General features: G+C 58.2%; 22 protein-coding genes. 10 read left to right on the top strand and 12 right to left on the bottom strand.

All coding sequences use genetic code 11. The annotated features are described in order from the left end of the window. Positions 1–27 precede the first annotated feature (27 nt). Positions 28–768, bottom strand: coding sequence for an SDR family oxidoreductase (locus VGC33_RS17350; protein WP_331122021.1), 741 nt, complete (start codon positions 766–768; stop codon positions 28–30). A 127-nt stretch (positions 769–895) separates the two neighbouring features. Between VGC33_RS17350 and VGC33_RS17355 the strand changes: the two genes are divergently transcribed. After that, the gene (locus tag VGC33_RS17355) at positions 896–1,789 is read left to right on the top strand and encodes a LysR family transcriptional regulator (RefSeq protein ID WP_331122022.1); all 894 of its coding nucleotides are present in this window, start codon (positions 896–898) and stop codon (positions 1,787–1,789) included. 17 nt (positions 1,790–1,806) lie between these two features. Here VGC33_RS17355 and VGC33_RS17360 read toward each other — a convergent pair whose 3' ends face one another. From VGC33_RS17360 to VGC33_RS17375, 4 genes are all read right to left on the bottom strand, one after another. Beyond that, a complete protein-coding gene (locus VGC33_RS17360) occupies positions 1,807–2,274 on the bottom strand; it encodes a hypothetical protein (RefSeq protein ID WP_331122023.1) in 468 nt (155 codons plus the stop codon). A 129-nt stretch (positions 2,275–2,403) separates the two neighbouring features. Continuing rightward, positions 2,404–3,870 (bottom strand): succinylglutamate-semialdehyde dehydrogenase, encoded by a 1,467-nt coding sequence (astD, locus tag VGC33_RS17365; RefSeq protein WP_331122024.1) that lies wholly within the window; start codon positions 3,868–3,870, stop codon positions 2,404–2,406. A 249-nt stretch (positions 3,871–4,119) separates the two neighbouring features. Then, positions 4,120–4,779, bottom strand: a complete 660-nt coding sequence (locus VGC33_RS17370; protein ID WP_331122025.1) for a hypothetical protein — start codon at positions 4,777–4,779, stop codon at positions 4,120–4,122. Positions 4,780–5,123: 344 nt separating this feature from the next. After that, positions 5,124–6,428 (bottom strand): purine-cytosine permease family protein, encoded by a 1,305-nt coding sequence (locus VGC33_RS17375; RefSeq protein ID WP_331122026.1) that lies wholly within the window; start codon positions 6,426–6,428, stop codon positions 5,124–5,126. Positions 6,429–6,768: 340 nt separating this feature from the next. Here VGC33_RS17375 and VGC33_RS17380 point away from each other — a divergent pair, with 340 nt between their 5' ends. Together VGC33_RS17380 and VGC33_RS17385 are read left to right on the top strand one after the other, a co-directional pair. Next, the gene (locus tag VGC33_RS17380) at positions 6,769–7,473 is read left to right on the top strand and encodes a helix-turn-helix transcriptional regulator (protein ID WP_331122027.1); all 705 of its coding nucleotides are present in this window, start codon (positions 6,769–6,771) and stop codon (positions 7,471–7,473) included. Positions 7,474–7,590: 117 nt separating this feature from the next. Next, positions 7,591–9,423 carry a glycoside hydrolase family 15 protein gene (locus VGC33_RS17385; RefSeq protein ID WP_331122028.1) on the top strand — a complete coding sequence of 611 codons (1,833 nt, stop codon included), beginning with the start codon at positions 7,591–7,593 and terminating at the stop codon, positions 9,421–9,423. Positions 9,424–9,439: 16 nt separating this feature from the next. Here the strand turns inward: VGC33_RS17385 and lsrG are convergent, their stop codons facing one another. From lsrG to lsrA, 6 genes are read right to left on the bottom strand one after another with little or no spacing between them, the layout of a single operon-like run. Further along, entirely contained in the window at positions 9,440–9,739 is a 300-nt protein-coding gene (lsrG, locus tag VGC33_RS17390; RefSeq protein WP_331122029.1) for a (4S)-4-hydroxy-5-phosphonooxypentane-2,3-dione isomerase, read from the bottom strand. Next, positions 9,739–10,632 carry a 3-hydroxy-5-phosphonooxypentane-2,4-dione thiolase gene (gene lsrF / locus VGC33_RS17395; RefSeq protein WP_331122030.1) on the bottom strand — a complete coding sequence of 298 codons (894 nt, stop codon included), beginning with the start codon at positions 10,630–10,632 and terminating at the stop codon, positions 9,739–9,741. Before lsrF ends, lsrG begins: the two co-directional genes overlap by 1 nt. A gap of 24 nt (positions 10,633–10,656) precedes the next feature. Then, positions 10,657–11,658 (bottom strand): autoinducer 2 ABC transporter substrate-binding protein LsrB, encoded by a 1,002-nt coding sequence (gene lsrB / locus VGC33_RS17400; RefSeq protein ID WP_331122089.1) that lies wholly within the window; start codon positions 11,656–11,658, stop codon positions 10,657–10,659. Between the two features lie 51 nt (positions 11,659–11,709). After that, positions 11,710–12,708: an autoinducer 2 ABC transporter permease LsrD gene (gene lsrD / locus VGC33_RS17405; RefSeq protein ID WP_331122090.1), complete on the bottom strand. Its 999-nt coding sequence runs from the start codon at positions 12,706–12,708 to the stop codon at positions 11,710–11,712. Between the two features lie 8 nt (positions 12,709–12,716). Beyond that, positions 12,717–13,790, bottom strand: a complete 1,074-nt coding sequence (gene lsrC / locus VGC33_RS17410) for an autoinducer 2 ABC transporter permease LsrC (protein WP_331122031.1) — start codon at positions 13,788–13,790, stop codon at positions 12,717–12,719. After that, on the bottom strand, positions 13,783–15,321 hold the full coding sequence (gene lsrA / locus VGC33_RS17415; RefSeq protein WP_331122091.1) for an autoinducer 2 ABC transporter ATP-binding protein LsrA: 1,539 nt from the start codon (positions 15,319–15,321) through the stop codon (positions 13,783–13,785). Before lsrA ends, lsrC begins: the two co-directional genes overlap by 8 nt. Before the next feature lie 222 nt (positions 15,322–15,543). Between lsrA and lsrR the strand changes: the two genes are divergently transcribed. Both lsrR and lsrK read left to right on the top strand, forming a co-directional pair. After that, positions 15,544–16,509 carry a transcriptional regulator LsrR gene (gene lsrR / locus VGC33_RS17420; RefSeq protein WP_331122032.1) on the top strand — a complete coding sequence of 322 codons (966 nt, stop codon included), beginning with the start codon at positions 15,544–15,546 and terminating at the stop codon, positions 16,507–16,509. Positions 16,510–16,556: 47 nt separating this feature from the next. Continuing rightward, positions 16,557–18,164 carry an autoinducer-2 kinase gene (lsrK, locus tag VGC33_RS17425; RefSeq protein WP_331122033.1) on the top strand — a complete coding sequence of 536 codons (1,608 nt, stop codon included), beginning with the start codon at positions 16,557–16,559 and terminating at the stop codon, positions 18,162–18,164. Between the two features lie 492 nt (positions 18,165–18,656). Here the strand turns inward: lsrK and VGC33_RS17430 are convergent, their stop codons facing one another. Further along, a complete protein-coding gene (locus tag VGC33_RS17430; RefSeq protein WP_331122034.1) occupies positions 18,657–19,394 on the bottom strand; it encodes a metallophosphoesterase in 738 nt (245 codons plus the stop codon). 365 nt (positions 19,395–19,759) lie between these two features. On the opposite strand from VGC33_RS17430, the gene panE reads away from it, so the two are divergent. From panE to VGC33_RS17455, 5 genes are all read left to right on the top strand, one after another. Next, on the top strand, positions 19,760–20,677 hold the full coding sequence (gene panE, locus VGC33_RS17435) for a 2-dehydropantoate 2-reductase (RefSeq protein WP_331122035.1): 918 nt from the start codon (positions 19,760–19,762) through the stop codon (positions 20,675–20,677). Positions 20,678–20,786: 109 nt separating this feature from the next. Further along, a complete protein-coding gene (locus VGC33_RS17440; protein WP_331122036.1) occupies positions 20,787–21,356 on the top strand; it encodes a cytochrome b in 570 nt (189 codons plus the stop codon). Positions 21,357–21,413: 57 nt separating this feature from the next. Beyond that, on the top strand, positions 21,414–21,941 hold the full coding sequence (locus VGC33_RS17445) for a tetratricopeptide repeat protein (protein ID WP_331122092.1): 528 nt from the start codon (positions 21,414–21,416) through the stop codon (positions 21,939–21,941). A gap of 143 nt (positions 21,942–22,084) precedes the next feature. Beyond that, complete coding sequence (locus VGC33_RS17450) at positions 22,085–22,546, top strand: sigma-70 family RNA polymerase sigma factor (protein ID WP_414636955.1); 462 nt, start codon at positions 22,085–22,087, stop codon at positions 22,544–22,546. Further along, positions 22,543–23,343, top strand: a complete 801-nt coding sequence (locus VGC33_RS17455) for an anti-sigma factor family protein (protein ID WP_331122038.1) — start codon at positions 22,543–22,545, stop codon at positions 23,341–23,343. Before VGC33_RS17450 ends, VGC33_RS17455 begins: the two co-directional genes overlap by 4 nt. Positions 23,344–23,384: the final 41 nt, after the last annotated feature.

A 23,384-nucleotide genomic window follows, 5' to 3' on the forward strand; every position in this document is an offset into this window, starting at 1 on the left:
AAAATATAAATGATGGATGGAATAGCGTTAGATCAGACCGCCGTTGGCGCGCAGTACCTGGCCGTTAATCCAGGAACCGTCCGGTCCCGCCAGGAACGCCACGACGGCGGCGATATCCTCAGGCGTGCCCAGCCGTTCCAGCGGCGCCATTTTGGCCATGCGGTCAATCACTTCCTGCGGTTTGCCATGTAAAAACAGGTCGGTTGCCGTAGGGCCGGGGGCCACCGCATTGACGTTGATCGCACGGCCGCGCAGCTCTTTGGCCAGGATGGCGGTCAGGGTTTCCACCGCCGCCTTGGTGGCGGCATAGACGCCGTAGGTTTCCAGCCGCAGGCCGACGACGCTTGTGGAAAAATTAATGATGCTGCCGCCGTTGCGCAGACGCCGCGCGCCTTCACGCAGGCCATTGAAGGTGCCTTTAAGGTTAATGGCTATTTGCCGGTCGAACAGCGTGTCGTCGCTGTCCGCCAGGGTGCTGAGATTCATGATGCCGGCGTTGTTGACCAGAACATCCACGCCGCCGAAAGCGTCTTCTGCCCGATCAAACAGCGTGGTAAAAGTGGCCGGGTCGCTGACATCCCCTTGGGCGCTAAGGGCGCGTCCGCCGTTCTGCGTGATGTGGGCGACCAACGCGTCGGCTTCATCCTGCTGGCGCGAGTAGTTAACGATGACGGTATAGCGGTCATGAGCCAGACGCTTGGCGATGGCGGCGCCGATTCCTCTTGAGGCGCCGGTAACGATGGCGACGCGCGTTGATGAAGGGTTCATGCTGTTCTCCTGATGAAGGGTTGCCGGCGCACCCTATTGTGGGCCGGTAAAAAGAGTATGGACCTTTTCCTTTACCGGATAATGCCCTATTATTCGCCAACACTATCCGAAAAATGGAAACAATAGGGTGGACAGATACGATGCCATGCGACTCTTTGCCCGGGTGGTGGAGCAGCGCAGCTTTACGCTGGCGGCGCAGGATTTGGCCATACCGCGCTCCACCGCCACCGATGCCGTCAAGCAGCTGGAAAGCCGGCTGCGGGTCAGATTGCTGCACCGCACCACCCGCCACGTCAGTCCGACATTGGACGGGGAAGCCTATTATCAGCGTTGCCTGCTGATCCTGGCGGCGGTGGAAGACGCGGAAACCGCCTTTAGCGGCGCGCGGCCCCGGGGACAGCTGCGTGTGGATGTCCACGGCACGCTGGCGCGTCATTTTCTGCTGCCGGGCCTGCCGGATTTTCTGGCGCGCTATCCCGAGATCGAGTTTTTCATGAGCGAAGGCGATCGGCTGGTGGATCTGGTGCGCGAAGGCATTGATTGCGTGCTGCGGGTGGGTAAGCTTAAAGACAGCGATATGGTGGCGCGACGGCTAGGGGTGCTGGAGGAGGCCGTTTGCGCTTCGCCGGACTATATCAAGCGATTCGGCCTGCCGGCGTCGCCGGCGGACCTGGAGGGTCACAGGATGGTCGGCTTCCGTTCGTCCGCCACCGGCTCGCTGATGCCGCTGGAATTCACCTCGGGCGGCGCCCCGCTTAGCCGGACCTTGCCGGCTACGGTATCGGTAACCGGCGCCGAGAGCCTGGTGGCGGCGGCGCGGCTGGGCCTGGGCATTATCCAGGTGCCGCGCTACCACGTCGCCGACGATCTGGCGCGCGGCACCCTGCGGCCCCTGCTGGCGGATTATCCCTCCCCGCCGATACCGGTATCGCTGCTCTACCCGCGCAGCCGCCAGCTATCGCCGCGTGTGCGGGTGTTCATCGACTGGCTGGGCCAGGAATTTACCAAACGCAATGTCTGAGCGGCCAAAAGGAGCCGTTAGCCGGGTGTGAAATCAATCGACAGTTTTTTACGCTGCTGCAAATAGGCGGCGGGCGGCGCAATGAGGGGCAATGGGGCGATCTGCCGCCGGATAAAGGCGCAAAACGCCGGATCGCCGGAAAAATGCCTGGCGGGCGTCGTGCCGGAGAAATCAAGCTCCACCGAACAGGTCCGGCCCGAAAACTGACTGAACTCCTGTTGCCAGATGCAGCTCATCATGCTGGTGGCGGTATGGGCGAGATAGGTGCTCATTTCCTCATCCATGCCCGCGTCCAGGTAGGCCTGCCTGGTGGACTGATAATATTCCATGCCGGTCACATCGCCCGGGTTGGGGCAGGACGGCGCGGCGTTTTGCATGCCCGCGCGCGGCGCCGGCGTCTGCGCCTCGCGTCCGTTAGGCTGCGGCGCGCAGGCGCTGAGCAGTGCGCAGAACGCCGCCGTCGCGAAACCCCTGTTGATATCCATATCCCCGCCTTAGGCTGAGCCCGTAATGTGCCGTCGTGAAAATATAGCCATGAATCCGGCAATCATATCAGCGTTTAGCGCCAGGGTCAGCGGTAAAAATACGGCGTTGCTCCTGGCCCGCCACGGGCGTCAGCCGGGAAACGACAGCCCAGGCGCCAGCTGATCCGGCAGGCTCAGTCGCTCGCTGGTCAGCGACGCCATCGGCCAGGCGCAATAATCAGCCGCGTAAAACGCGCTGGGGCGATGGTTGCCCGACGCGCCGATGCCGCCGAACGGCGCGCTGCTGGCGGCGCCGGTCAGCGGCTTATTCCAATTGACGATACCTGCGCGGGCTTCGAGCAGCAGCCGGTCAAAATGCTGGCGATGGGGCGAAATCAATCCCATGGCCAGCCCGAAGCGGGTGTGATTGGCTATTTGAATGGCCTCATCAAATTCGTCATAGCGGATAACGCTCAACAGCGGACCAAAATATTCCTCATCCGGCGCGTCCGCCACGGCGGTGATATCGATAATGCCCGGAGTCAGCAGGCTGCTGTCCGGCCGCGGCTGGCGCATGGCCAGCAGCGCCGTGCCGCCGGCCGCCAGTAGCCACTGCTGCGCTTTGATGAGATTAGCGGCCGCCTGCGGGCTTATCACGCCCCCCATGAAAGGCGGCGGCTGGCTGTCCCAGGCGCCGATCCGCAGCGCCGCGCTTACCGTCGCCAGGCGTCGCAGCAGCGCATCGCCCGCCGCCCCGCGCCTGACCAGCAGACGCCGGGCGCAGGTACAGCGCTGGCCGGCGGAGATAAAGGCTGAATGGATAATAACGTTTACCGCCGCGTCCACGTCGTCCGCTTGTTCGACAATCAGGGCGTTATTGCCGCCCATTTCCAGCGCCAGCATTTTTTCCGGCCGGCCGGCCAGCTGCCGATGCAGCTGATAACCGGTATGGGCGCTGCCGGTAAACAGCAGCCCGTCGGTCTCCAGGGATTGCGCCAGCGCCATGCCGGTCTGCCGGCCGCCTTGCAGCAGGTTGATGACGCCCGGCGGCAGTCCCGCTTCCTGCCACAGGCGCAGGGTCAGTTCGGCGGTCATCGGCGTCAGTTCGCTGGGTTTAAACACCAGGGTATTGCCGGCCAGCAGCGCCGGCACGATATGGCCGTTGGGCAAATGACCCGGAAAGTTATAGGGACCGAATACCGCCAGCACGCCGTGCGGCCGGTGACGTAAGCTGGACTGGCCGTCGCCCAGCGGCTCGGCGGTCTCTCCGGTCCGCGCCTGGTAAGCCGTCTGGGAAATGGCGATTTTATTGATCATGGCCTGGACTTCGGTCAGGCTTTCCCACAGGGGCTTGCTGGTCTCGCGGGCAATCGTGGTCGCCAGTTCCGTTTTGCGCTGCAAAAGCACATCGGCAAATGCCCGCAACAGCCCGATGCGCTCGGACAGCGGACGCCCGGCCCAGGCGGGAAACGCGGCGCGCGCGGCCTGGCACGCCTCATCCACCTGTTGCGCGTCGGCTGCCTGCCCTTGCCATAACAGCGCGCCGCCGACCGGGCAGAGCTTGGTAAAATGCTCGCCGTTGCCGTTGCGCCAGCTGCCGTTGATAAAGTGAGTCATAACGCTGTCTCCGTGGCGATAATTGCCCCCCGGCGACAGTACGCCGGGGAGTAGACACATAGGGAATACGTTGCCCACGACTATACCCTAAATACGCCGAGTCGCAGGAAGGTGACTTGAAGTATGACCGGTCTATTTTATAAAACCAGACGCGGGAATGGCGCCACCCACCCTCATTTTTTTAATATCGCCATAAGAAATATTAATAACAAGCCAGGCTATAAGGTACAAGCGGTTCGCGCAGACGTTTCAGGCAAGACGTTCATCGCGGTTTAACCGAACGGCGCGCCTAAGGAAAGCCCGGTGCTGGTGCCTGGATTCGGCATTGCCGACCTTTGTTAATAACTTAACATTCTTGTTAATATATTGACGTTCCTTCGGCCAGATAACGCCGCTGGCCAGAATATTCCGGTATCCCTGGTTAACGCTGATTTTTTCGCTATCCAGCAATAAACTTTGCCCCACATAAAGATCTTCCGGCAAATCGGTAATATTGGTCCCCTGAATATTCAGATAATCACCCACGCACAGATTGCTCGGCAGCTTTCTAATCGGCGTATTTTCAAGATCCAGGCCGCCGTCGATCTCGAAATTGTCCGGCAACTCGCTGAGCTGCGAGTTTTCCAGGAAGATGCTTCCCCCCACATGCAGGTCCTGCGGTAATCGGGTAATAGGCGTATTTTTCAAATCCAAATCATCAAATACCTGCAACCCCTCGGGAAGCGATTCGATGTCACAATATCTCATAATGAGCGAATTAACAATTATCAATTTTCGCGGAATATGCCTGATACCCGTATGGGTTAAATTCAAGGCGCCAAAAATTATTGTATTTCCATCAGGCTTCTTAATGAACTCAATATTACTGTCAAAAAGAAACTCATAGAAGCAGGGGCTGAATTTACACATGCGTCTTCTCCTGCACCGGCAAATGTATGATGTTATGACGTTAAAATAGCCACGCATTTAAACACATTTATTATCGAGTAGAAAGTACTCTACCACGTGAATTAGTTGATAGGGGCTAATTGTGATATACCGGTGATGAACGGCATGGCAGTTTATGGCATGGAATCAAATGTCGCCATTACATTGACAGGTTACTTTAAATCTTACCTGAACAGTATATTCATTTTACCGCAACCTTTAAAAAATTATGCGTAAGATTAGCGAAGCGTTTATGGCCGGGGACTGTCCCGCACCCATAAACGCGTTCAGACAAGAGTATTGATTTTTACCCGTCGGCGGCCAGGCTATTGCTTATTGGCAAAGCATCTTGATTTGATACTGCACATTATCCAATAGACAATAATGGAAGCCATTAACGAATTAAGCGCCGCAATTCCGGCGTCCAATAGAAGGCCGGTCACGCTCCCGACCACGCAGGCCATAATGGCATACCAGCCGATGGCGGGGGTCAATGCCGGGTCCGGTAGGGTCTGACGGTCGCGGGAGCGGTCGAGGAGCCGGCGGCTGGTCCGCAGCAGATAATAATCACAGACCATGACGCCGGCCACCGGAGGAAAGACCACGCCCATCAGTATCAGGAAATGCTGATATCGTTCCAGAATGCCGAAGAGCGTCAACAGGGTGCCGCAGGCGCCTAATATGACCGTCAACCAGCGAAAACTGCACTTCCTGCCGGTAATGCCTTCGAAAGCGGTAGCCAGACCCAGCGAGGACGAATACAAATTGGCGTCGTTGATTTTCACCGCCGACAAGATTACCGCGGACAAGCCCACCCATCCGGCGGTACGCGTCATCACGGCGACCACATCCGAGGTGTGCAGCGCGTGGGCAATCAGTATGGCAATACCATTAACCACCAACTCGCCGACCAGAATCGAGACGGTAATCATCCAGAAGACATGGCGGCCGTTTTTGCAGTAGCGGCTGATATCCGCGGTGGTCACGGCGCCGACGATACAGCCGCCCGCCACGCTGGTGGCCGCCAGACCCAGCGCCATGGGTTCGCCGACGGGCGCGGCGGCGGCCAGCGCGACAAGATCATGGCCGGACAGCAGCTCCAGCGCAATCCAGCCTATCACCAGAAAGAATAACGGTACCGATATCATGGCCGTCCAGCCCAGGGCGCGAAAACCGAAGGCGACCAGGGCGGTAAGCGTCATGCCGGTGATGACCGCCGACCAGCCGAAACCGAGCCTGCCCGCCAGCATATAATCAACGCCATGGGCAAAAATCGCGTTCTGCACGCCAAACCAGCCTAACAGGCTGATGGCGATGATAACGCCGATCAGCACCGAGCCCGCCTTGCCGAAACCGCACCACCGGGCCAGCAGGCTGGTGGATAACCCCTCCCTGGCGGCCGCCATCCCCATTCCCAGGCTGACGAACTCCAGGATCAGGCTGCCGAGGAAGGTGGCGAAGAGCGCCTGGTAAAAGGTCATGGCATGGCCGAGCATCGCCCCGAGGAGAAATTGCCCCAGGGTTGTGGTGATGCCGATGCGGATCAATGCAACGGTGATAAAACCGGAGCGCTGCGCGCGGGGGACGCGGGAACAGGCGTAATCATCGGCGGCCCTATTGCTGTTTTCCATACGTATATCCTTATCGTGTGAATTGCGCCGGATATTTTCTCGGCGTTAAATATTTCCTGGTTATATAATTAATTCTTTAAATTAATTTAAATAAATATAAAAAATAAATGTGTGAAATATCGACCTCCTCGCGTTCAACGCCGAATATTCTATAGTGAACCGGCATTTCCACTCGCTATCAATATCTTTTTAGCACCTATGGACAGTACTATGCTTAAACATTATGATAGGCATAAAGACAAGTTGTGATTAATTAGGTGGCTCACCAATGGAAGTTTATATGAAATGCGCTGCTGGGATAGCTGAGCGATTTGCAATCGTCATATCGCCGCAGCTCCTGATGTTTTGGGATAATTCCAGCGAGCCGTGGGGGGTCAAGAATATCGAATCACGTTATGCCTATGCAAATAAAGCTTATTATGACCTGATAAATATAAAACGATCCCTGCACAATATCGAAGGCAGCCTGGACGATCAGCTGCCCTCGTCAATTGCGGAATTCGCCTGGCATTTCAAAGAGCATGACCGCAGCACCTTGCAGGTCAAGGATCGGCTCTGTTCGCTGGAAATCCATCGGTATGGCAGCGAACAGCTGCTTCAGCCCTACTATTTTGATAAATTCCCGTTATTTGATCATAAAATCGGCAAATGTATCGGCACTATTTTCCATGCCCGCAAGTTTGAACATTTTTCCCTGCTGAAACATATCAACGGCGAGCGGCCCACGTTCTTTTGTTTTTTCCCGCCGGAGCAATTATTCTCCGACGGCGAACTGGACGTAATATTTTATGCATTGCAATCAATGAGCAGTAAAATTATAGCCAAAAAGCTTAATCTCTCTTTCCGAACCATCGAAAACAGATTGCTGGTGATTTATAAAAAAGCCGGCGTGCACTGTTTGAGCGGATTAGTGGATTTTTGCCGCGCCAAGGGTTTCGATCGTTATATTCCGCAAAAATTTTTCTGCGCCGGCAGCCAGTTGATAAATGCTTATCCTAAAAACCGGCCCCTCATGCCCGTCTCCCGTAATCATTTCACCGCCTAAATCTTCAGCCTGGCGCGCATGACCGCGGGCGCAAAGGCCGGGCCTGACTTCCTGCGCTATAGTTAGCTCTACATGACTAAACTTAGCGGCATACGCGCCTTTCAGGAAATCAGGGACATGGCTGAATTACCTAAAACCGAGGCGATACGACGCATTGGGGAACATGGCATCATCGGCGATTTGCAGACCTGCGCACTGGTCGCCGTTGACGCCAGCATCGACTTTTTCTGCTGGCCCGACCTTGACAGTCCGTCGGTGTTCAGCGCCCTGCTGGACACCGAGGCGGCCGGAGTATTCACCTTATCTCCGGATTGGCCCGAGGCCCGCAGGCAGCAGCTTTACCTGCCGCAGAGCAATATCCTGCAAACCCGGTGGCTGGACAACGCCGGGCTGGCGGAAATAACCGATTTCATGCCGATCTGCGATGATGAAAACCGCATGCCGCGCATTATACGTCGTCTGAAGGTGCTCCAGGGCCAGGCTTGCTTTACGCTGCGCTGCGCGCCGGTGCATGACTATGCCCGCGCGGCCACCCGCGCCCGCCTGGACCACGCAACGGTGGTGTTTACCGCCGCGGGCCAGCCGAGCCTGCGCCTGGCGGCAAGCGTTCCGCTGCATACCGCCTCGGGCAATGCCGCCGTGGCTCGCTTTGTGCTGAAGGCCGGCGAAGAGGCGGAATTTATATTCGGCAGCGCCCGCGATCCGCAGGTTAACCTGGACAATACCCAAGGGTGTTTCGAGACCACGCTGCGCTTTTGGCGGCGTTGGAGCGAAGCCAGTAGCTATAAGGGCCGCTGGCGTGAAATGGTCAGCCGCTCGGCGCTGGCGCTAAAGCTCCTGACCTCCTGGAAACACGGTTCCATCGCCGCCGCCGCCACCTTCGGCCTGCCGGAGCACCTTGGGGGGGCGCGCAACTGGGACTATCGCGCCGCCTGGATCCGCGACGCCTCGTTTAGCGTTTATGCCCTGATGCGCCTGGGTTATACCGAGGAAGCCGGCGCCTTTACCCGCTGGGTCGGCCGCTGCATGGAAAACAGCCAGTTCAAGCCGGATAAGCTTCAGGTCATGTATCGGCTGGACAGCGGTACCGAGCTACCGGAATCCAGCCTGCCGCATCTGTCCGGCTACGCCGGCTCGACGCCGGTGCGTATCGGCAACGAGGCCTACCGGCAGCTCCAGCTGGATATTTATGGCGAACTGATGGATGCCGTTTACCTGGCGAATAAATATGGCGAGGCCATTTCGCACCGGGCCTGGCGGCATATCGTCAACATGATCGATCATGTGTGCAAAAGCTGGAACCAGCCGGATGCCGGTATTTGGGAAATGCGCGGTGAGCCGCAGCATTTCCTGCACTCCCGGCTGATGTGCTGGGTCGCCATCGATCGCGCGCTGCGTCTGGGGATGAAGCGCTCCCTGCCCATGCCCTACGATCGCTGGGATCGGGCGCGCACCGACATCCGCGAGGATATCTGGACCCATTTCTGGAATAAGGATCTAGGCCATTTTACCGCCACGCGCCACGGTCGCGACCTGGACGCGTCCATGTTGCTGATGCCGCTGTTCCGGTTTGTCGGCGCCACCGATCCCGACTGGCTGGCCACCCTGGACGCCATCAGGGTCAATCTGGTCCAGGACGGCCTGGTGCGCCGCTATAATAACGAAAATACGCCATCCGATACCTTGCCCGGTCGCGAAGGCGCCTTTGCCGCCTGCTCTTTTTGGTATGTGGAATGCCTGGCGCGCGCCGACCGTCTGGAGGAAGCGCATTTCGAATTTGAAAAACTGCTCAGCTATGCCAATCCCCTCGGCCTGTATGCCGAAGAGTTCGACCAGCGGGGCTACCCGCTGGGCAATACGCCGCAGGCCCTGACCCATCTGGCCCTTATCAGCGCGGCGTTTTTTCTCGACCGTAAGCTCAGCGGCAAGGAACCGCAATGGCAGCCCTGACGGCCCGCCGCCAAGCTTAGGCCGTTTCCGGCAGCAGGCCGATAAAGGTGGTTTTTTTGCGCGGTCCGGTCATCAGCGATTCCAGCTGCTCGACGCAGCGCAGGTAATGAGCGGTTTTTTTATGCGCCGCCACCGCCTGTTCATCCCGATACGCCTCGTAGATATAAAACCGGGTCGGCAGATGCTCGTCCCGCAGTACGTCAAAGCGCAAATTCCCCGGTTCCTGGATGGAGCCGACATGGTTTTGCCGGAACACCGTCAGGAATTCGTCGATCCTGTCCGCCTTTACATTAATTTCCACCAGCGTCACGTGCATTATTCGTCTCCCTTGGCCGGGTATTGCTCGCTTTTAAACAGCTCATAAGCGCGTTCGGCATTCTCACCCTGATGCACCACCGCCCGCACCGCCTTCAGCATGGCCACCGGCGCCGCTGATTGAAAGATATTCCGCCCCATATCGACCCCGGAAGCGCCCTGATCGATGGCGCGATAGCACATCTCCAGCGCGTCTCGTTCAGGCAGTTTTTTCCCGCCGGCGATGACGATGGGCACCGGACAACCGGCCGCCACCCGTTCAAAACCGGTGTCGGTATAATAGGTTTTGATCACCTGCGCGCCGATTTCAGCGGCAATGCGCGTCGCCAGCGAAAAATAGCGCTGATCGCGCGCCATATCCTTGCCCACGCCGGTGACCGCCATGGTCGGCATGCCGTAGCGCATGCCCTGGTCAATCAGCTGGATAATATTTTTTATCGATTGATGCTCGTACTCGCCGCCGATATAAACCTGCGCCGCCATCGCCGCCACATTCAGGCGCAGCGCATCCTCGATGGATACCGCCACCGCCTCGTTCGACAGTTCGCCGAGAATGGAGTTGGCCCCGGACGCGCGCAGCACCACCGGTTTATTGACCGCCGCCGGCACCTGGCTGCGCAGGATACCGCGCGTACACATCAGCACGTCGGTATGGGGGAACAGCGGCGCGATATGCAGATCGATTCTCTCAAGCCCAGTGGTCGGCCCCTGAAAATAGCCATGATCAAACGCCAGCATCACCGTACGGCCGGACTCGGGGTTGAAAATGCGCGCCAGCCGCGACTGCATGCCCCAGTCAAGCGCGCCGCTGCCCTTGAGGAAAAACGGCGTATGCCGCTGCGCCTCGCCGATGCCAAAATCCTTGCCGTCCCTGATATCGTCCAAATCAGCCATAATCATGTCTCCTGCGAAGAAGGGTTAAAAATCATACTTGTCGATATTGTCTTTAGTGAACTGCACGCGTTCGGGCAGCAGGACGATGCCGTTGTTCTTGGCTTCATATTGATAGCCCTGCACGCTATTGGCGGAGACTTCAACCTCGCCCAGTTGGGGAATGGCCAGCTTATCGCCGACATTCATGTCGCCTTTGCGCAGCATTTCATGCGCGACGTACACCGCAATCCGGCCCTGCTCCACGACATCCCACAGGCCGAAAGTCTGCACCGTGCCGCGCTGGACGTAGGGCCGCATGACGTTAGGCGTGCTGAAGCCGACGATAGCCACCCCTTTGCGTCCCAGATTCTCCGCGGCCTGGGCGGCTGCGGGCAGCGCGTTGGCGTCGGGGGCGATAATCGCATCCAGATCCGGGTAGGCTTTCAAGATGCCCTCGGCGGTTTGCAGGGATTTGGTGGCGTCGTTATAGCCAAACTGCGTGGTGACGATGGTCCAGCCCGGATGATCGGCGCTGATTTTGGCCTTTGCCTCCTTGACCCATTGGTTTTGATCGGTAACGGTTGGGCTTGAGTAAAAAAACGCCACCTTGGCCTGTTCCTTGGTCACCTGTTTGGCCGCCATATCCACCAGCAGCGAGCCGAGCTGTTTTGGCGTGCCCTGGTTGATATAGATCGACCGGCATTCCGGTTTGGTATCCGAATCCCAGGTCAGCACCTTTACCCCACGCGCAATGGCCCGCTTAAGCGCCGGACACAGGCCGTCGGGCGACACCGCCGATACGATAATGGCGTTATAGCCTTGGTTAACAAAATTGTTGATTAACTGCACCTGTCCGGCGACGCTGGGCTCGGTCGGGCCGTCATAAGTGACGTCGATGCCCAGTTCCTTGCCCGCTTTCAGCGCGCCGTTGCCGCCGCTGGTGAAAAAGCCCACGCCCACCAGTTTAGGGATAAAGGCAATGCGCTCGGCGGCCTGGACGACGGTCATACCCGCCGTCGCCAGGAAAAGCGCCCCCGCCATTGCCATGTTGCGCCAGATAGTGTTATCCATGTTCGACTCCATTTATCTCAGAGATATTCATAAGGGAACCCGCGCACGCAGCAGGCGAGTCAGGAAGCGGATTAAAATTTCGCGGTGCAGGCTGGCGGAGCGGCCGATAACCACCAGGATCAACAGCGCGCCGGACAGGGCGCTGCTAACCTGGTTCGCCACGCCCGCCATTTGCAGACCCTGCTGCAAAAAACCCACCAGCAGGGTCGCCAGCGCGGTACCGAGGATCGAGCCGGAGCCGCCGTAGATATTGGCCCCGCCCAGCACCGCCGCGGTAATCGCCGGCATCAGCAGCGCGCCGCCAAGGTCGGACCGGGCGGATCCGAAATAAGACACCAGCAGTACCGCGGCCACCGCCGACGCCAGCCCGGTCAAGCCATACACCGCGCACAGGGTGCGACCGACCGGTACCGCGCTGTAACGCGCCACGCGCGCGTTCTGGCCAATCACAAAGCAGTTGCGGCCAAGGCGTGTACGGTGCATCAGCAGCCAGAAGCCAAGAAGCGTCAGCAGGAACAGCAGCAGCGGCATCGGCAGGCCGCCCGGCGCCAGATTGGCAAAATCGCTGAAAGCGGCGGGAAAGCCGCCGATGCCTTCAAAGCCGGTGGCGCCCGCCAGCCCGGACAACAGCAGGGCGCTGCCGCCGAACAGATACAGCGTCCCAAGGGTTATCACCAACGGATTCACGCCGGTATACAGAATAAGCCCGGCGTTCAGCAGGCCGCATCCCAGGCCGAGCAGCAGGGTAAGCGGGATCGCCAGGGACAGGGGCACACCGCCCTGGAACAGTACGCCGAGCGCGATGGCGCACAGCCCAACGGTGGCGGCGAAAGAGATATCGATCCCGCCGCTGACGATAACCATGGTCAGCGGCAGGGCAACGATGCCGATGGCGATAAAATCGCTGGTGCTGAACAACAGCATATTGAGGTCCAGCATGCGCGGATTCATCACGCCGAACAGCAGGATTTCCGCAAGTAACAGTAATATCAGCGCGACTTCCCAACCGTAACCCTTGAGTATCATCGGTTTCATCAGGCCACCCCGCCATTATTTTTAGTCGTGCCGGCAGGCGTTGCGCGCGCGCGGTTGCCCGGTTTTTTTTTCCCCGCCTTGGCTTTCACCGCCGGCCCCGGCATAAATCGGGCATATTTCTGGCGGCGACGGTTAAGCTCCAGCGCCCGGCGCAGACGGCCGTCAAAAATCAGCACGCCGAGCAGCACCAGACCGGCGATAAAATCGTTCCACCATGCCGGCAGACGCAGCAGTACCAGTACGCTGTCGATCTGCGTCAGGAAAAAGGCGCCGAGGATGGCCCCGATAACCGTACCGGTCCCCCCCAGCAAACTGATGCCGCCCAGTACGCAGGCGGCGATGGCTTTCATTTCCAGCCCGCTGCCGGTCTGGTTGGGCACAAAGCCGATTTGCGAGGCGAAAACAATCCCGGCAAGCGACGCCATAGCGCCGTTAACGGCAAACGCGGTGATACGGATGGCGTTTACCGGCACGCCCAATTGGCGCGCGCCCTGCAGGTTATCGCCCACGGCATAAAAGCTGCGGCCGAATGCGCTGCGCGAGCACAGCCAGAACAGACCCGCCAGCAACAGCAGGATAAGCCAGCCGATCGGCGACACGCCAAACCAGGATGGACTGGACAAGGCCTTCAATCCTGACGGCAGGCCCTCGATCCATTTGCCGCCGGTGAGCAACAGCATCAGACCCCGGTACAACCCCAGCGTGCCGAGCGTGGCGACGATGGCGGGTATCCGGCACCAGGCCACCAGCACGCCGTTAAACAGGCCCGCGCCAAGGCCCGCCAGCAGGGTGAACAGGATAGCCGGCGCCAGCGGCCAGCCGGCGTTGAGCAGCAATCCCAGCGTTACCGCGCAAAGACCGGCGATTGAGCCCACCGAGACGTCGATATTGCGCGTCAGCATCACCAGGGCGGCGCCCATCGCCAGCAGCATCAGGATCTGCGCGCTGCCGAAGATCATCAGCAGCGTTTGGAAACCGATATAGCTGTGATCCAGCGTCCCCAGCAGCACAAACAGCACCAGAATCGCCAGCAAGGCGGTAAATTCCCGATTATTTTGCAAAAGCCTAAGCATCCGCCGCCTCCTGGTTCGGAGCATGGGAACCAAACGCCAAACGCATCATGTGTTCCACGCTGGTTGTGCCGCCCTGCATGGGCGCGCTTAATTCTCCCTGATGCATGACGAATACCCGGTCCGCCAACAGGGTGATTTCCTCCGGATCAGATGAAATCAGCAGCAGCGCCACGTTTTGCGCCACCACCCCGCGCAGCAGTTGATAGATATCGGCGCGCGCCGACACGTCGACGCCGCGCGTCGGTTCATCGACGATAAGCAGCCGGGGCCGCGCTTCCAGGCACTTGGCAATCAACAGCTTTTGCTGGTTGCCGCCGGAGAGGGTGCGCGCCGGCTGATCGGGGTCGCTATAGATAATGCCAAGGGCGCGGTGATAGCGCTCCAGGGTGGCCTTTTCCCGGCGCGTATGCAGCCACCAGCCGCGGCGCCCGGCGCTCAGCGCATCGGTATTCCAGTACAGCGGCGCATCCAGGTACAGTCCGGATGCCTGACGGTCCTCCGGCAGGTAGACCAGCCCGGCCGCCAGCCGCTCCGCCAGCGTCAGCGAGGCGATATCGCGCCCCTCAAGCCGCAGTTGCCCGCCGCGCAGCGGGCGCAGACCGTACAGCGTTTCCGCCAGTTCCGTTCGCCCGGCGCCCACTACGCCCGCCAGGCCGATAATTTCCCCGGCGAAGACGTCGAACGTGACGTCCTTGAATCCCTCGCCAGTGAGGCCGACGGCTTGCAAAACCGGCCCGCGCGCGCCGAAGCCATGGCGCCGGCCCGGTAATTCGAGCCACATTTTCTGTTCTGCCGGCAGGCTGTCCGCCCGCGCCAATGGAGCAATCGCCTGGATAAGGGCATCGGTCGTCAAATCACCGATGGCGCCGCTAAGCTGGATGGCGCCGTCGCGCATCACGCTGACCCAGTCCGCCAGGGCATGGACCTCCGGCAATTTATGGGAGATAAACACCACGCCCACCCCTTGCCCGGTCAGGCCGCGCACCTGCTGAAACAGGCGCTGGGTTTCCGCGGGGGTCAGGGAGGCCGTGGGTTCGTCGAGGATCAGGATGCGCGCGTCGCGCATCAGGCCGCGCAGGATCTCCACCAGTTGCTGATCGGCAACCTCCAGCGTGCCGGCCGCGGCATGCAGCGGCAGGTCACAGCCCAGGCCGCGCAACAGCTCCTGCAATTTACGGCTATCGGCCTGATGGCGCGGCAGACGGAACAGGATGTTTTCTTTAACCGTCATGTTGGCGAACAGCATCGGTTCCTGCGGCACCAGATAAATGCCCAGCTGATGCGCCCGGGCGGGCGTCAGCGACGGGCAATGTTCTCCCATGACATGCAGGGTCCCGCTATCCGGCGCCACCACGCCGGCGATGATTTTCATCAACGTCGACTTGCCCGCGCCATTGCCGCCGAGCAGGGCATGCACTTGTCCCGGCAGCAGGGAAAAAGCGATCTTTTTTAATACCGCCACGCCGGAATAGTGCTTGCTGACGTTCTGCACGCTAAGCAATGGCGTGGGGGACATCGGAGATGATGACATCATGCTGCCTCGGCCGGATTTGAACAAATGAATTTATAATTCAAAACTGTTCATAAGCCTAGTTTGACCGCTATAATAAAACAGTCAGATCGATCACATTTTATTCATCTCGACGTTATTGGTCCTTCTGGCTCCCTGGCACAGGTCGTTTTTGTCGTCCCCATCACAAATCAACTTTGTGGTTAAGTGAACAATTGATTTAAATTTTAATAAGTGTTCTATATGAAGAAAAATAATCCGGATCATTTCAACCCAGCGGACAGCAGCATGGCCGAGCAGGAACTGTTAGCGCGCGTAGCGTGGTTTTATTATCACGACGGCATGACCCAGGGAGACATTGGCGAGCAGCTTGGGCTGACCCGCCTTAAGGTGTCGCGGCTGCTGGAAAAAGGCCGCCAGTCCGGGGTCATTCGCGTGCAAATCAACTCCCGGTACGAGGGATGCCTGGAGCTGGAAAACCAGTTGATGGAACGTTTCGATTTACGGCATGTGCGGGTCCTACCGGCCTTGCCGCGACGGGATATGAGCCAGCGCATCGGCATCGGCGCCGCACAGGAGATCATGAAACAACTGCGGCCGCAGCAGCTGCTGGCGGTGGGCTTTGGCGAAACCGCCATGAGTACGCTGCAGCACCTGAGCGGCTTCATCACCTCGCAACAGATAAGGCTGGTGACCCTTTCCGGCGGGGTGGGTCCCTATATGACCGGCATCGGCCAGCTGGACGCCGCCTGTAGCGTCAGTATCATCCCGGCGCCGCTGCGCGCGTCCTCGGCAAGCGTGGCGGATATTTTCCGCCAGGAGCGCAGCGTGCGCGATGTGATGCTGACCGCCAGCGCCGCCGATATCGCGGTGGTGGGCATCGGCTCGCTTAGCCAGAAACGCGAGGCGACCATAATGCGCTCGGGTTATATCAGCGAGGGTGAACAACTGTTGTTCGGACGCAAGGGCGCGGTGGGCGATATTCTTGGCTATTTTATGCAACGAAACGGCGAACTGGCCGCGTCCATGCCAATCCATCAGGAACTGATCGGCGTATCGCTGCGCGATTTAAGCAATATACCCCAGGTAATCGGCGTGGCGGGGGGCGAGGAAAAGGCCGAAGCCATCCTGGCGGCGCTTGCGGGCAAACATATTAACGCCCTGGTCACGGAAGAAAGCACGGTGAGGGCGATGCTCGATATGCTGTAACCCATACTCATAACGCGCCACGGCGCGAATAAAACAGAGATAAAACCATGACCCTACTCTGTAACCCTACGCACAACGCCGCCGATCCCACCGGCGATTATCTGATGGCGATCGATGCCGGCACCGGCAGCATCCGGGCGGTGATTTTTGATACCCAAGGCAATCAGGTGGCCGTAAACCAGGCCGAATGGCGGCATTTGCCCGACCCCGCCATACCCGGTTCCATGGACTTCGATCTGGACAACAACTGGCAACTGGCCTGCGGATGCATACGCCAGGCGCTGCAACACGCTGGGCTGGCGCCCCAGGCGATACGTGCGGTGGCCACCTGCTCCATGCGCGAAGGCATTGTGCTCTACGATCGCCACGGCAAGCCCATCTGGGCCTGCGCCAACGTCGATGCCCGCGCCAGCCGCGAAGTCGCCGAACTCAAGGAACTGCACGAATATTGTTTTGAGCGCGAGGTATATGAATATTCCGGGCAAACCCTGGCGCTAAGCGCCATGCCGCGCCTGCTGTGGCTGGCGCATCACCGGCCGGACGTCTACCGCCGGGCGGCAACGCTTACCATGATAAGCGACTGGCTGGCCTATATGCTCAGCGGCGAATTGGCCGTCGACCCTTCGAATGCCGGCACCACCGGCATGCTGAGCCTTTCCAGCCGCGACTGGCAACGCAGTCTGCTGGATATGGCCGGCCTGCGCGCTGATATGCTCTCGCCGGTGCGTGAGACCGGCACGGCGCTGGGCGAGGTCACGCGCGTGGCGGCGCATGCCTGCGGGCTGGCGGCGGGCACCCCGGTTATCATGGGCGGCGGCGATGTGCAGCTCGGCAGCCTGGGACTGGGCATCGTGCGGGCGGGACAAACCGCGGTGCTGGGGGGCACCTTCTGGCAGCAGGTGGTCAACCTGCCCGCGCCGATGACCGACCCGGATATGAATATCCGCATCAATCCCCATGTCATCCCCGGCATGGCGCAGGCCGAGTGCATTAGCTTTTTTACCGGCCTCACCATGCGCTGGTTTCGCGACGCCTTTTGCAGCGAGGAAAAGTCCATTGCCGCGCGCATGGGCGTCGACGCCTACAGCCTGCTTGAGGAAATGGCGGCCCGCGTGCCGGTGGGCTCCCATGGCGTCATGCCGATATTTTCAGACGCCATGCATTTTAAATCCTGGTACCACGCCGCGCCTTCGTTTATCAATTTGTCCATCGATCCGGACCGGTGTAATAAACAGACGCTGTTCCGCGCCCTGGAAGAAAACGCGGCGATTGTCTGTGCCTGCAATCTTGAGCAGATTGCCCGTTTCTCGGGCGCGCGCTCGCCCTCGCTGGTATTCGCCGGCGGCGGATCCAAAGGCAAATTATGGTGCCAGATCCTCAGCGACGTCACCGGCCTGGTGGTAAAGGTGCCGGAGGTCAAGGAAGCCACGGCGCTGGGCTGCGCCATCGCCGCCGGGGTAGGCGCCGGCATCTATCCCTCGCTTGCCGAAACCGGCGAACGTCTGGTGCGTTGGGAACGTGAATATCAGCCCGACATGGAAAACCACCGGCGCTACCAGGAAATGAAAACCAATTGGCAGGCGGTATATGCCGACCAGTTGGGCCTGGTGGATCACGGCCTGACCACCTCGATGTGGAAGGCGCCCGGCCTGTAAACCGGGGGAGCCGCTGCGCGGGACAGGCTACCGGCCGGGCGATGCGTCCCGGCTGGGCTGGGCTGGGCTGAACAGGTGATGGGTACAAACATTTAACTTGATATAAAATTAAAATACAAATAAGTATATTAATAATTGAATATGTAGTGGATAATTCGTTTATTATATTTTTTATTCTTATACTCAGAGGTATTTACTTCGCGCCGGCTTCTCATTTATACTGCAACCGTTGTCGCGTAAAGTGCCCGTCACTTAACAAGGATGACAACGGTACGCCGTGCCATATTTTATGGTGCGGCGTTTCCTTATTATTAATATTAAAAGTGCGTTATATTCAAGCTATACTCTATAAATCCTCAGTGAGCAATGATTATCATTGGACCCATCAGCCGGCGGAGCGGTTAAAGCGACGCGCATAACGATGCCGGCAATCAAGCAGGCCCATAATCAAAGCAAAAGCAATATTGTTCATTATATTACTTTTCACCACAATTATATGAAAAAGGTGGTTGACGTAAAGGTTTCGCTAAAATCCAGCACCTTAAAACCGCGTTTATCTTGCGTGAGTATCGTTCTGGCGCCAGATTGCCATTGAAACGAGGTCGCCGGGCACAGGCTTATCAAACAATTATTTTGCCGTTCGCTATAATCCGTATGGGCATGCCCACAGCACAGCGCCTTGACATCAGCATAACGTTGACATATTTCGGTCATTTCCCCGCCATTAAGCAGCATGCAATCATCCACCAAAGGTATCCCCGCCGCCACCGGATGATGATGCATCAAAAGCGCTATATTATGCCCCCCGCACGCCAGGATCCTGTTCGTCAAGGACTGCTTTGCCGCAGCCGACAACAGACCGCTGTCCTGATTCTCCAGCACGGTGTCAACATAGATAAACCTCCAGTCATCACCGGCTAGATCATCTATATTTCCGACGCTCTTGTCCGCATCGAATATCTCAGCCAGGTTTACCGGATTATCATGATTACCGCCAAAGGCGTAAATGGGTAGATTTAATCTTTTCATTTGCTGTAATGCGAGCCGGTAAGACGCCAATGATCCGTCATCGGAAATGTCACCGGTAACAATTAATGCTTCACATCCAACATCATGCTTGCCTATAATAAAATCTATTACCGCCGTCAGTCCGTTATAGGTGTTATAGCCATGCAAGGTGGCGTCAGAGGTTGAACACAGATGGCAGTCGGTAAGCTGGATTATTTTCATTTATCTTCTCCAATAAAATAATTTTCCATATAACCATATCAATTCAAGGATTGCAGCACTGGATGATAGCGCTATTTTTTGAGCCAATAAATAATTACACCAATACTATTATTGTCAGTAAATAATTTATATAAGCATTAATCAATAAATCCATAGACTCGCCGAATAAGCGCAAACATCGACAACACGATAAGATAATATATATTATAAATGAGTAACGTGACATTTTAATGAATTAGAATAACAAAGCGTTAACGCGGCGCCGGGCGCCACGGCCGATCGCGTCTGCGGCGCCGGGTTGCATCCCCACCCGTTTTTGGCGGATGATGTGGTTCTTCACCATTCAACCATAAGAAGGGAACAACATGCGGATTTTAGTTGTCGGCGCGGGCGCCACCGGCGGTTATTTTGGCGGTCGGCTGAGCCAGGCCGGACGTGACGTGACGTTTTTGGTGCGCGGCAAGCGGGCCGACGTATTACGGCATAACGGACTGCATTTAATCACGCCCGATGGGGAGATAACGTTGCAACCGCGGCTGATCACCGCAGCGGAAATCAACCAGGCCTATGACATCATCCTGTTGACCGTAAAAGCATTCGGCCTTGAATCCGCGCTTAACGATATTGCCCCCGCGGTAGGGCCGGAGACTATTATCATGCCGATACTCAACGGTATGAAGCATCTGGAGGTCCTGACCGCCCGTTTCGGCGAGCATGCGGTTATCGGCGGGTTGTGCAAAATAGCCGCCACCCTTGATGAACAGGGCCGGGTGGTGCAGCTTAGCCGTTTGCATGAATTGACCTATGGCGAACGTGACGGCTCGATATCCGATCGCATCGGCAGGCTTGATGCCCTGTGCAGGGACGCGGGTTTTACCGCCCGGTTATCGACGACAATTATCAATGATATGTGGGAAAAATGGTTGCTGCTGGCAAGCCTGGGCGCCATTACCTGCCTGATGCGCGGCAATATCGGCCAGGTGGCGGCGGCCCCGGACGGCGACCTGTTCGCCCGTTCGGTGATTAACGAAATTCTGGCGGTGATCGTCTCGGCGGGCTATCAACGGCGCGAAAACTATATCGCGGACACCACCGCGCTGCTGACCCTGAAAGATTCCACGCAAACGTCTTCCATGTACCGGGATATGAACCAGGGTTACCAGGTGGAAGCGGACCAGGTGCTGGGCGATCTGGTGGCGATCGGCAAGCGCGCGGGGCTCGTTACCCCCTTGCTATGCGCCGCCTATACCCATCTGGCGGTCTATCAGCGCAGTCGGGGCTAGTGCGGCGATGTTGCGGGTCTGGCGCAGAAAAATAATTTAAAAAAAAATGAATAAATTAGTCCGATGAGGTGTTTACTCTGTATTCCACTCAGGCAATCAGGATACAGGCATGCCAACCACATCCTTCTCATCGGAAACCGCGAACTCGCAACGCTATGATAAATTGACCATCACGTTGCATTGGGCAACGGCGCTGATCGTTATTTTTCTTTTCGCCAGTTCGCAGATATGGGAGCAACTGGAGCGCGGCACGCCTTGGCGTAAAGGGCTTCAGTCGCTGCATATCTCGTTCGGCATCATGCTCGCCGTCATTATCATCACCCGCCTGATCTGGCGCGGCGCGGCAGGGAAACGTTTACCCGCCGCCTCGTCGTCGGTATGGATGCACCGCATCGCCAAGCTTACCCATTGGGCATTGTACCTGCTGCTGATAGGCCAGGTTACCCTGGGATTTCTGTTCCGCTGGGCGCAGGGCGAGCCTTTTATGTTTTTCGGGCTGTTTCCCATTCCTGATGTTTTTGGCGTCGACCCTATGCTGCGACGAACATTCGGCATGCTGCATTTCTATACCGCGTGGACCATCATTATCCTTGCCGGCCTGCATGCCTGCGCGGCGCTGTTTCACCATTACGTACTGCGTGACGGCACGCTGAGAAGAATGATACCGCCGGCGAAATAACGTCCTGACATTGATCCCTTAACCACCGGAGTGCTAGCCATGTCTTATTCATATGCTATGACCAAATTCATAACACGCGTTCTGCCGCTGGCGGGCGGCGTTATGCTGGTGCTTTCCGGCGCGGCGCAGGCCATGGGCGACAGCTCGACCACCACGCCCACCTGCCCCAAGGGACAACTCTATGACTCCCGTACCAAAAGCTGCATGGTGGATAAGGGAAGCATGATTCCCGATACCGATCGTACCCGCTATGCCTATTCCCTGGCGAAAGCCGGACGTTATGACGAGGCGTTGGCAGTGTTGGATACCCTCAGGCAGCCCAATACCGCCCAGGCCTGGAACTATCGTGGTTACGCCACCCGTAAACTGGGGCGCACCGACGAAGGGATCGGCTATTATCAAAAATCCATCGCCCTGGATCCGCATTATGCGCAGGTGCGCGAGTATCTTGGCGAAGCCTATATGATTAAGGGACGCCCGGACCTGGCCAGGGAACAGTTGGCCACCATCAAAACCCTGTGCGGCACCGGCTGCGAGGAATATAAGGATCTGGCGGATGCCATTAACGGCCACCCCGAGTCTTAATGCGCGCCGGCGGGCGGCATGCCGCCGACATATTCCCACACATTCGATAAGGTATTGAATACGGCCGGGAGAGGGCAAGCGTGAAAGCAGATGAGATCAGAGGCGAACTGGGACACCATCTGGCGCGTCTTTGGCGTTATGGCATGGTGTTGTCACGCAAGCATGATATTGCCGATGATTTGGTCCAGGCGACCTGCGTGCGCGCGCTGGAACGCGCCGGGCAGTTTGCCGCCGGGACCACGCTGGATCGCTGGCTGTTCACCATCCTGCACTCGATCTGGGTCAATGAGGTCCGGTCACGGTTGATTCGCCAGGGCCAGGGATTTGTCGACATTGACGACGTCGATAGTCAAACCGACGACCACAACGCGCTAAATGATATTTTAGCCAACCAGATTATGACGCGGGTCAACAGACTGCCGGAAGCGCAGCGCAACGCGTTGTTCCTGGTCTACGTGGAAGGGTTTAGCTATCAGGAAGCGGCGCAAACCTTATCCGTACCCATCGGCACCATTATGAGCCGCCTGGCGACCGCCCGGCAACGATTGGCAAACGACGCCGCCATCGGTGCCGCGCGGACCATGGCGGAGGGGGATATCACATGACGCAACATCACCCTGCCCCGCCATTTTCCGACGAAATCCTGGTGGCTTATCTTGATGATGAATTGAGCGCTGAACAACGCCGCCAGCTAGAGGAACGGCTCAGCCAGGACACCGGTCTGGCCGCGCGTTTGGCCCATTTGGATCGCGCCAGCCTGCCTTTTCGCGCGGCTTACGCCGGCATGTTGGAGCAGGCGCCGTTAGCGCGGCTTCAGGCCGGACTGGAAACGCTGGGCGACGGGCCATCATCATCGCCGTTGCCGGCATCGCCCGCCACGGGTGTGAGCCGGCGCCATCTGTTGGCCGCGGCGCTGGCGTGCCTGGCGGTGGGCGGCGTGGCTGGACGCCTGTCGGCGGGCTTGGCCGGCCGCGAAGCCGACGACGACGGCTGGCGCGGACTGGTTGCGCAATATATGTCGCTTTACACCAATGAAACCTTTGCCGACATGCCGGAGTCCATTGCCCTGCGACACCGGCAATTGCACAATATCGGCGCCAGGCTGGGGCTTGCGCTTGAGCCTTCACGCTTGAACCTGCCGGGCGCCGAACTGAAGTTTGCGCGCATGCTGCGCTACGACAGTCAACCCATTGCGCAAATCGCCTATCTGGACAATAGCTATGGCCCGCTGGCGCTGTGTATTACCACGGCGAATCGCGTCGGCAACCATGGCGCGCAAAGCGAAGTCCGCCGGCAGATGAATGTGGTGTACTGGACCGCGCAGCAGCATCAATTTATGCTGATTGGCCATAATCCTGCGCCTGACATGCAGGCATTGGCGCAAAGATTGATGCTGGGGTAAGGGCAACGATGGGATTGGCGCCGGGCGATGGGATTGCCGCC

The sequence above is a fragment of the Acerihabitans sp. genome (genome assembly GCF_036398755.1).
Taxonomy (GTDB): Bacteria; Pseudomonadota; Gammaproteobacteria; order Enterobacterales; family Enterobacteriaceae; genus Acerihabitans.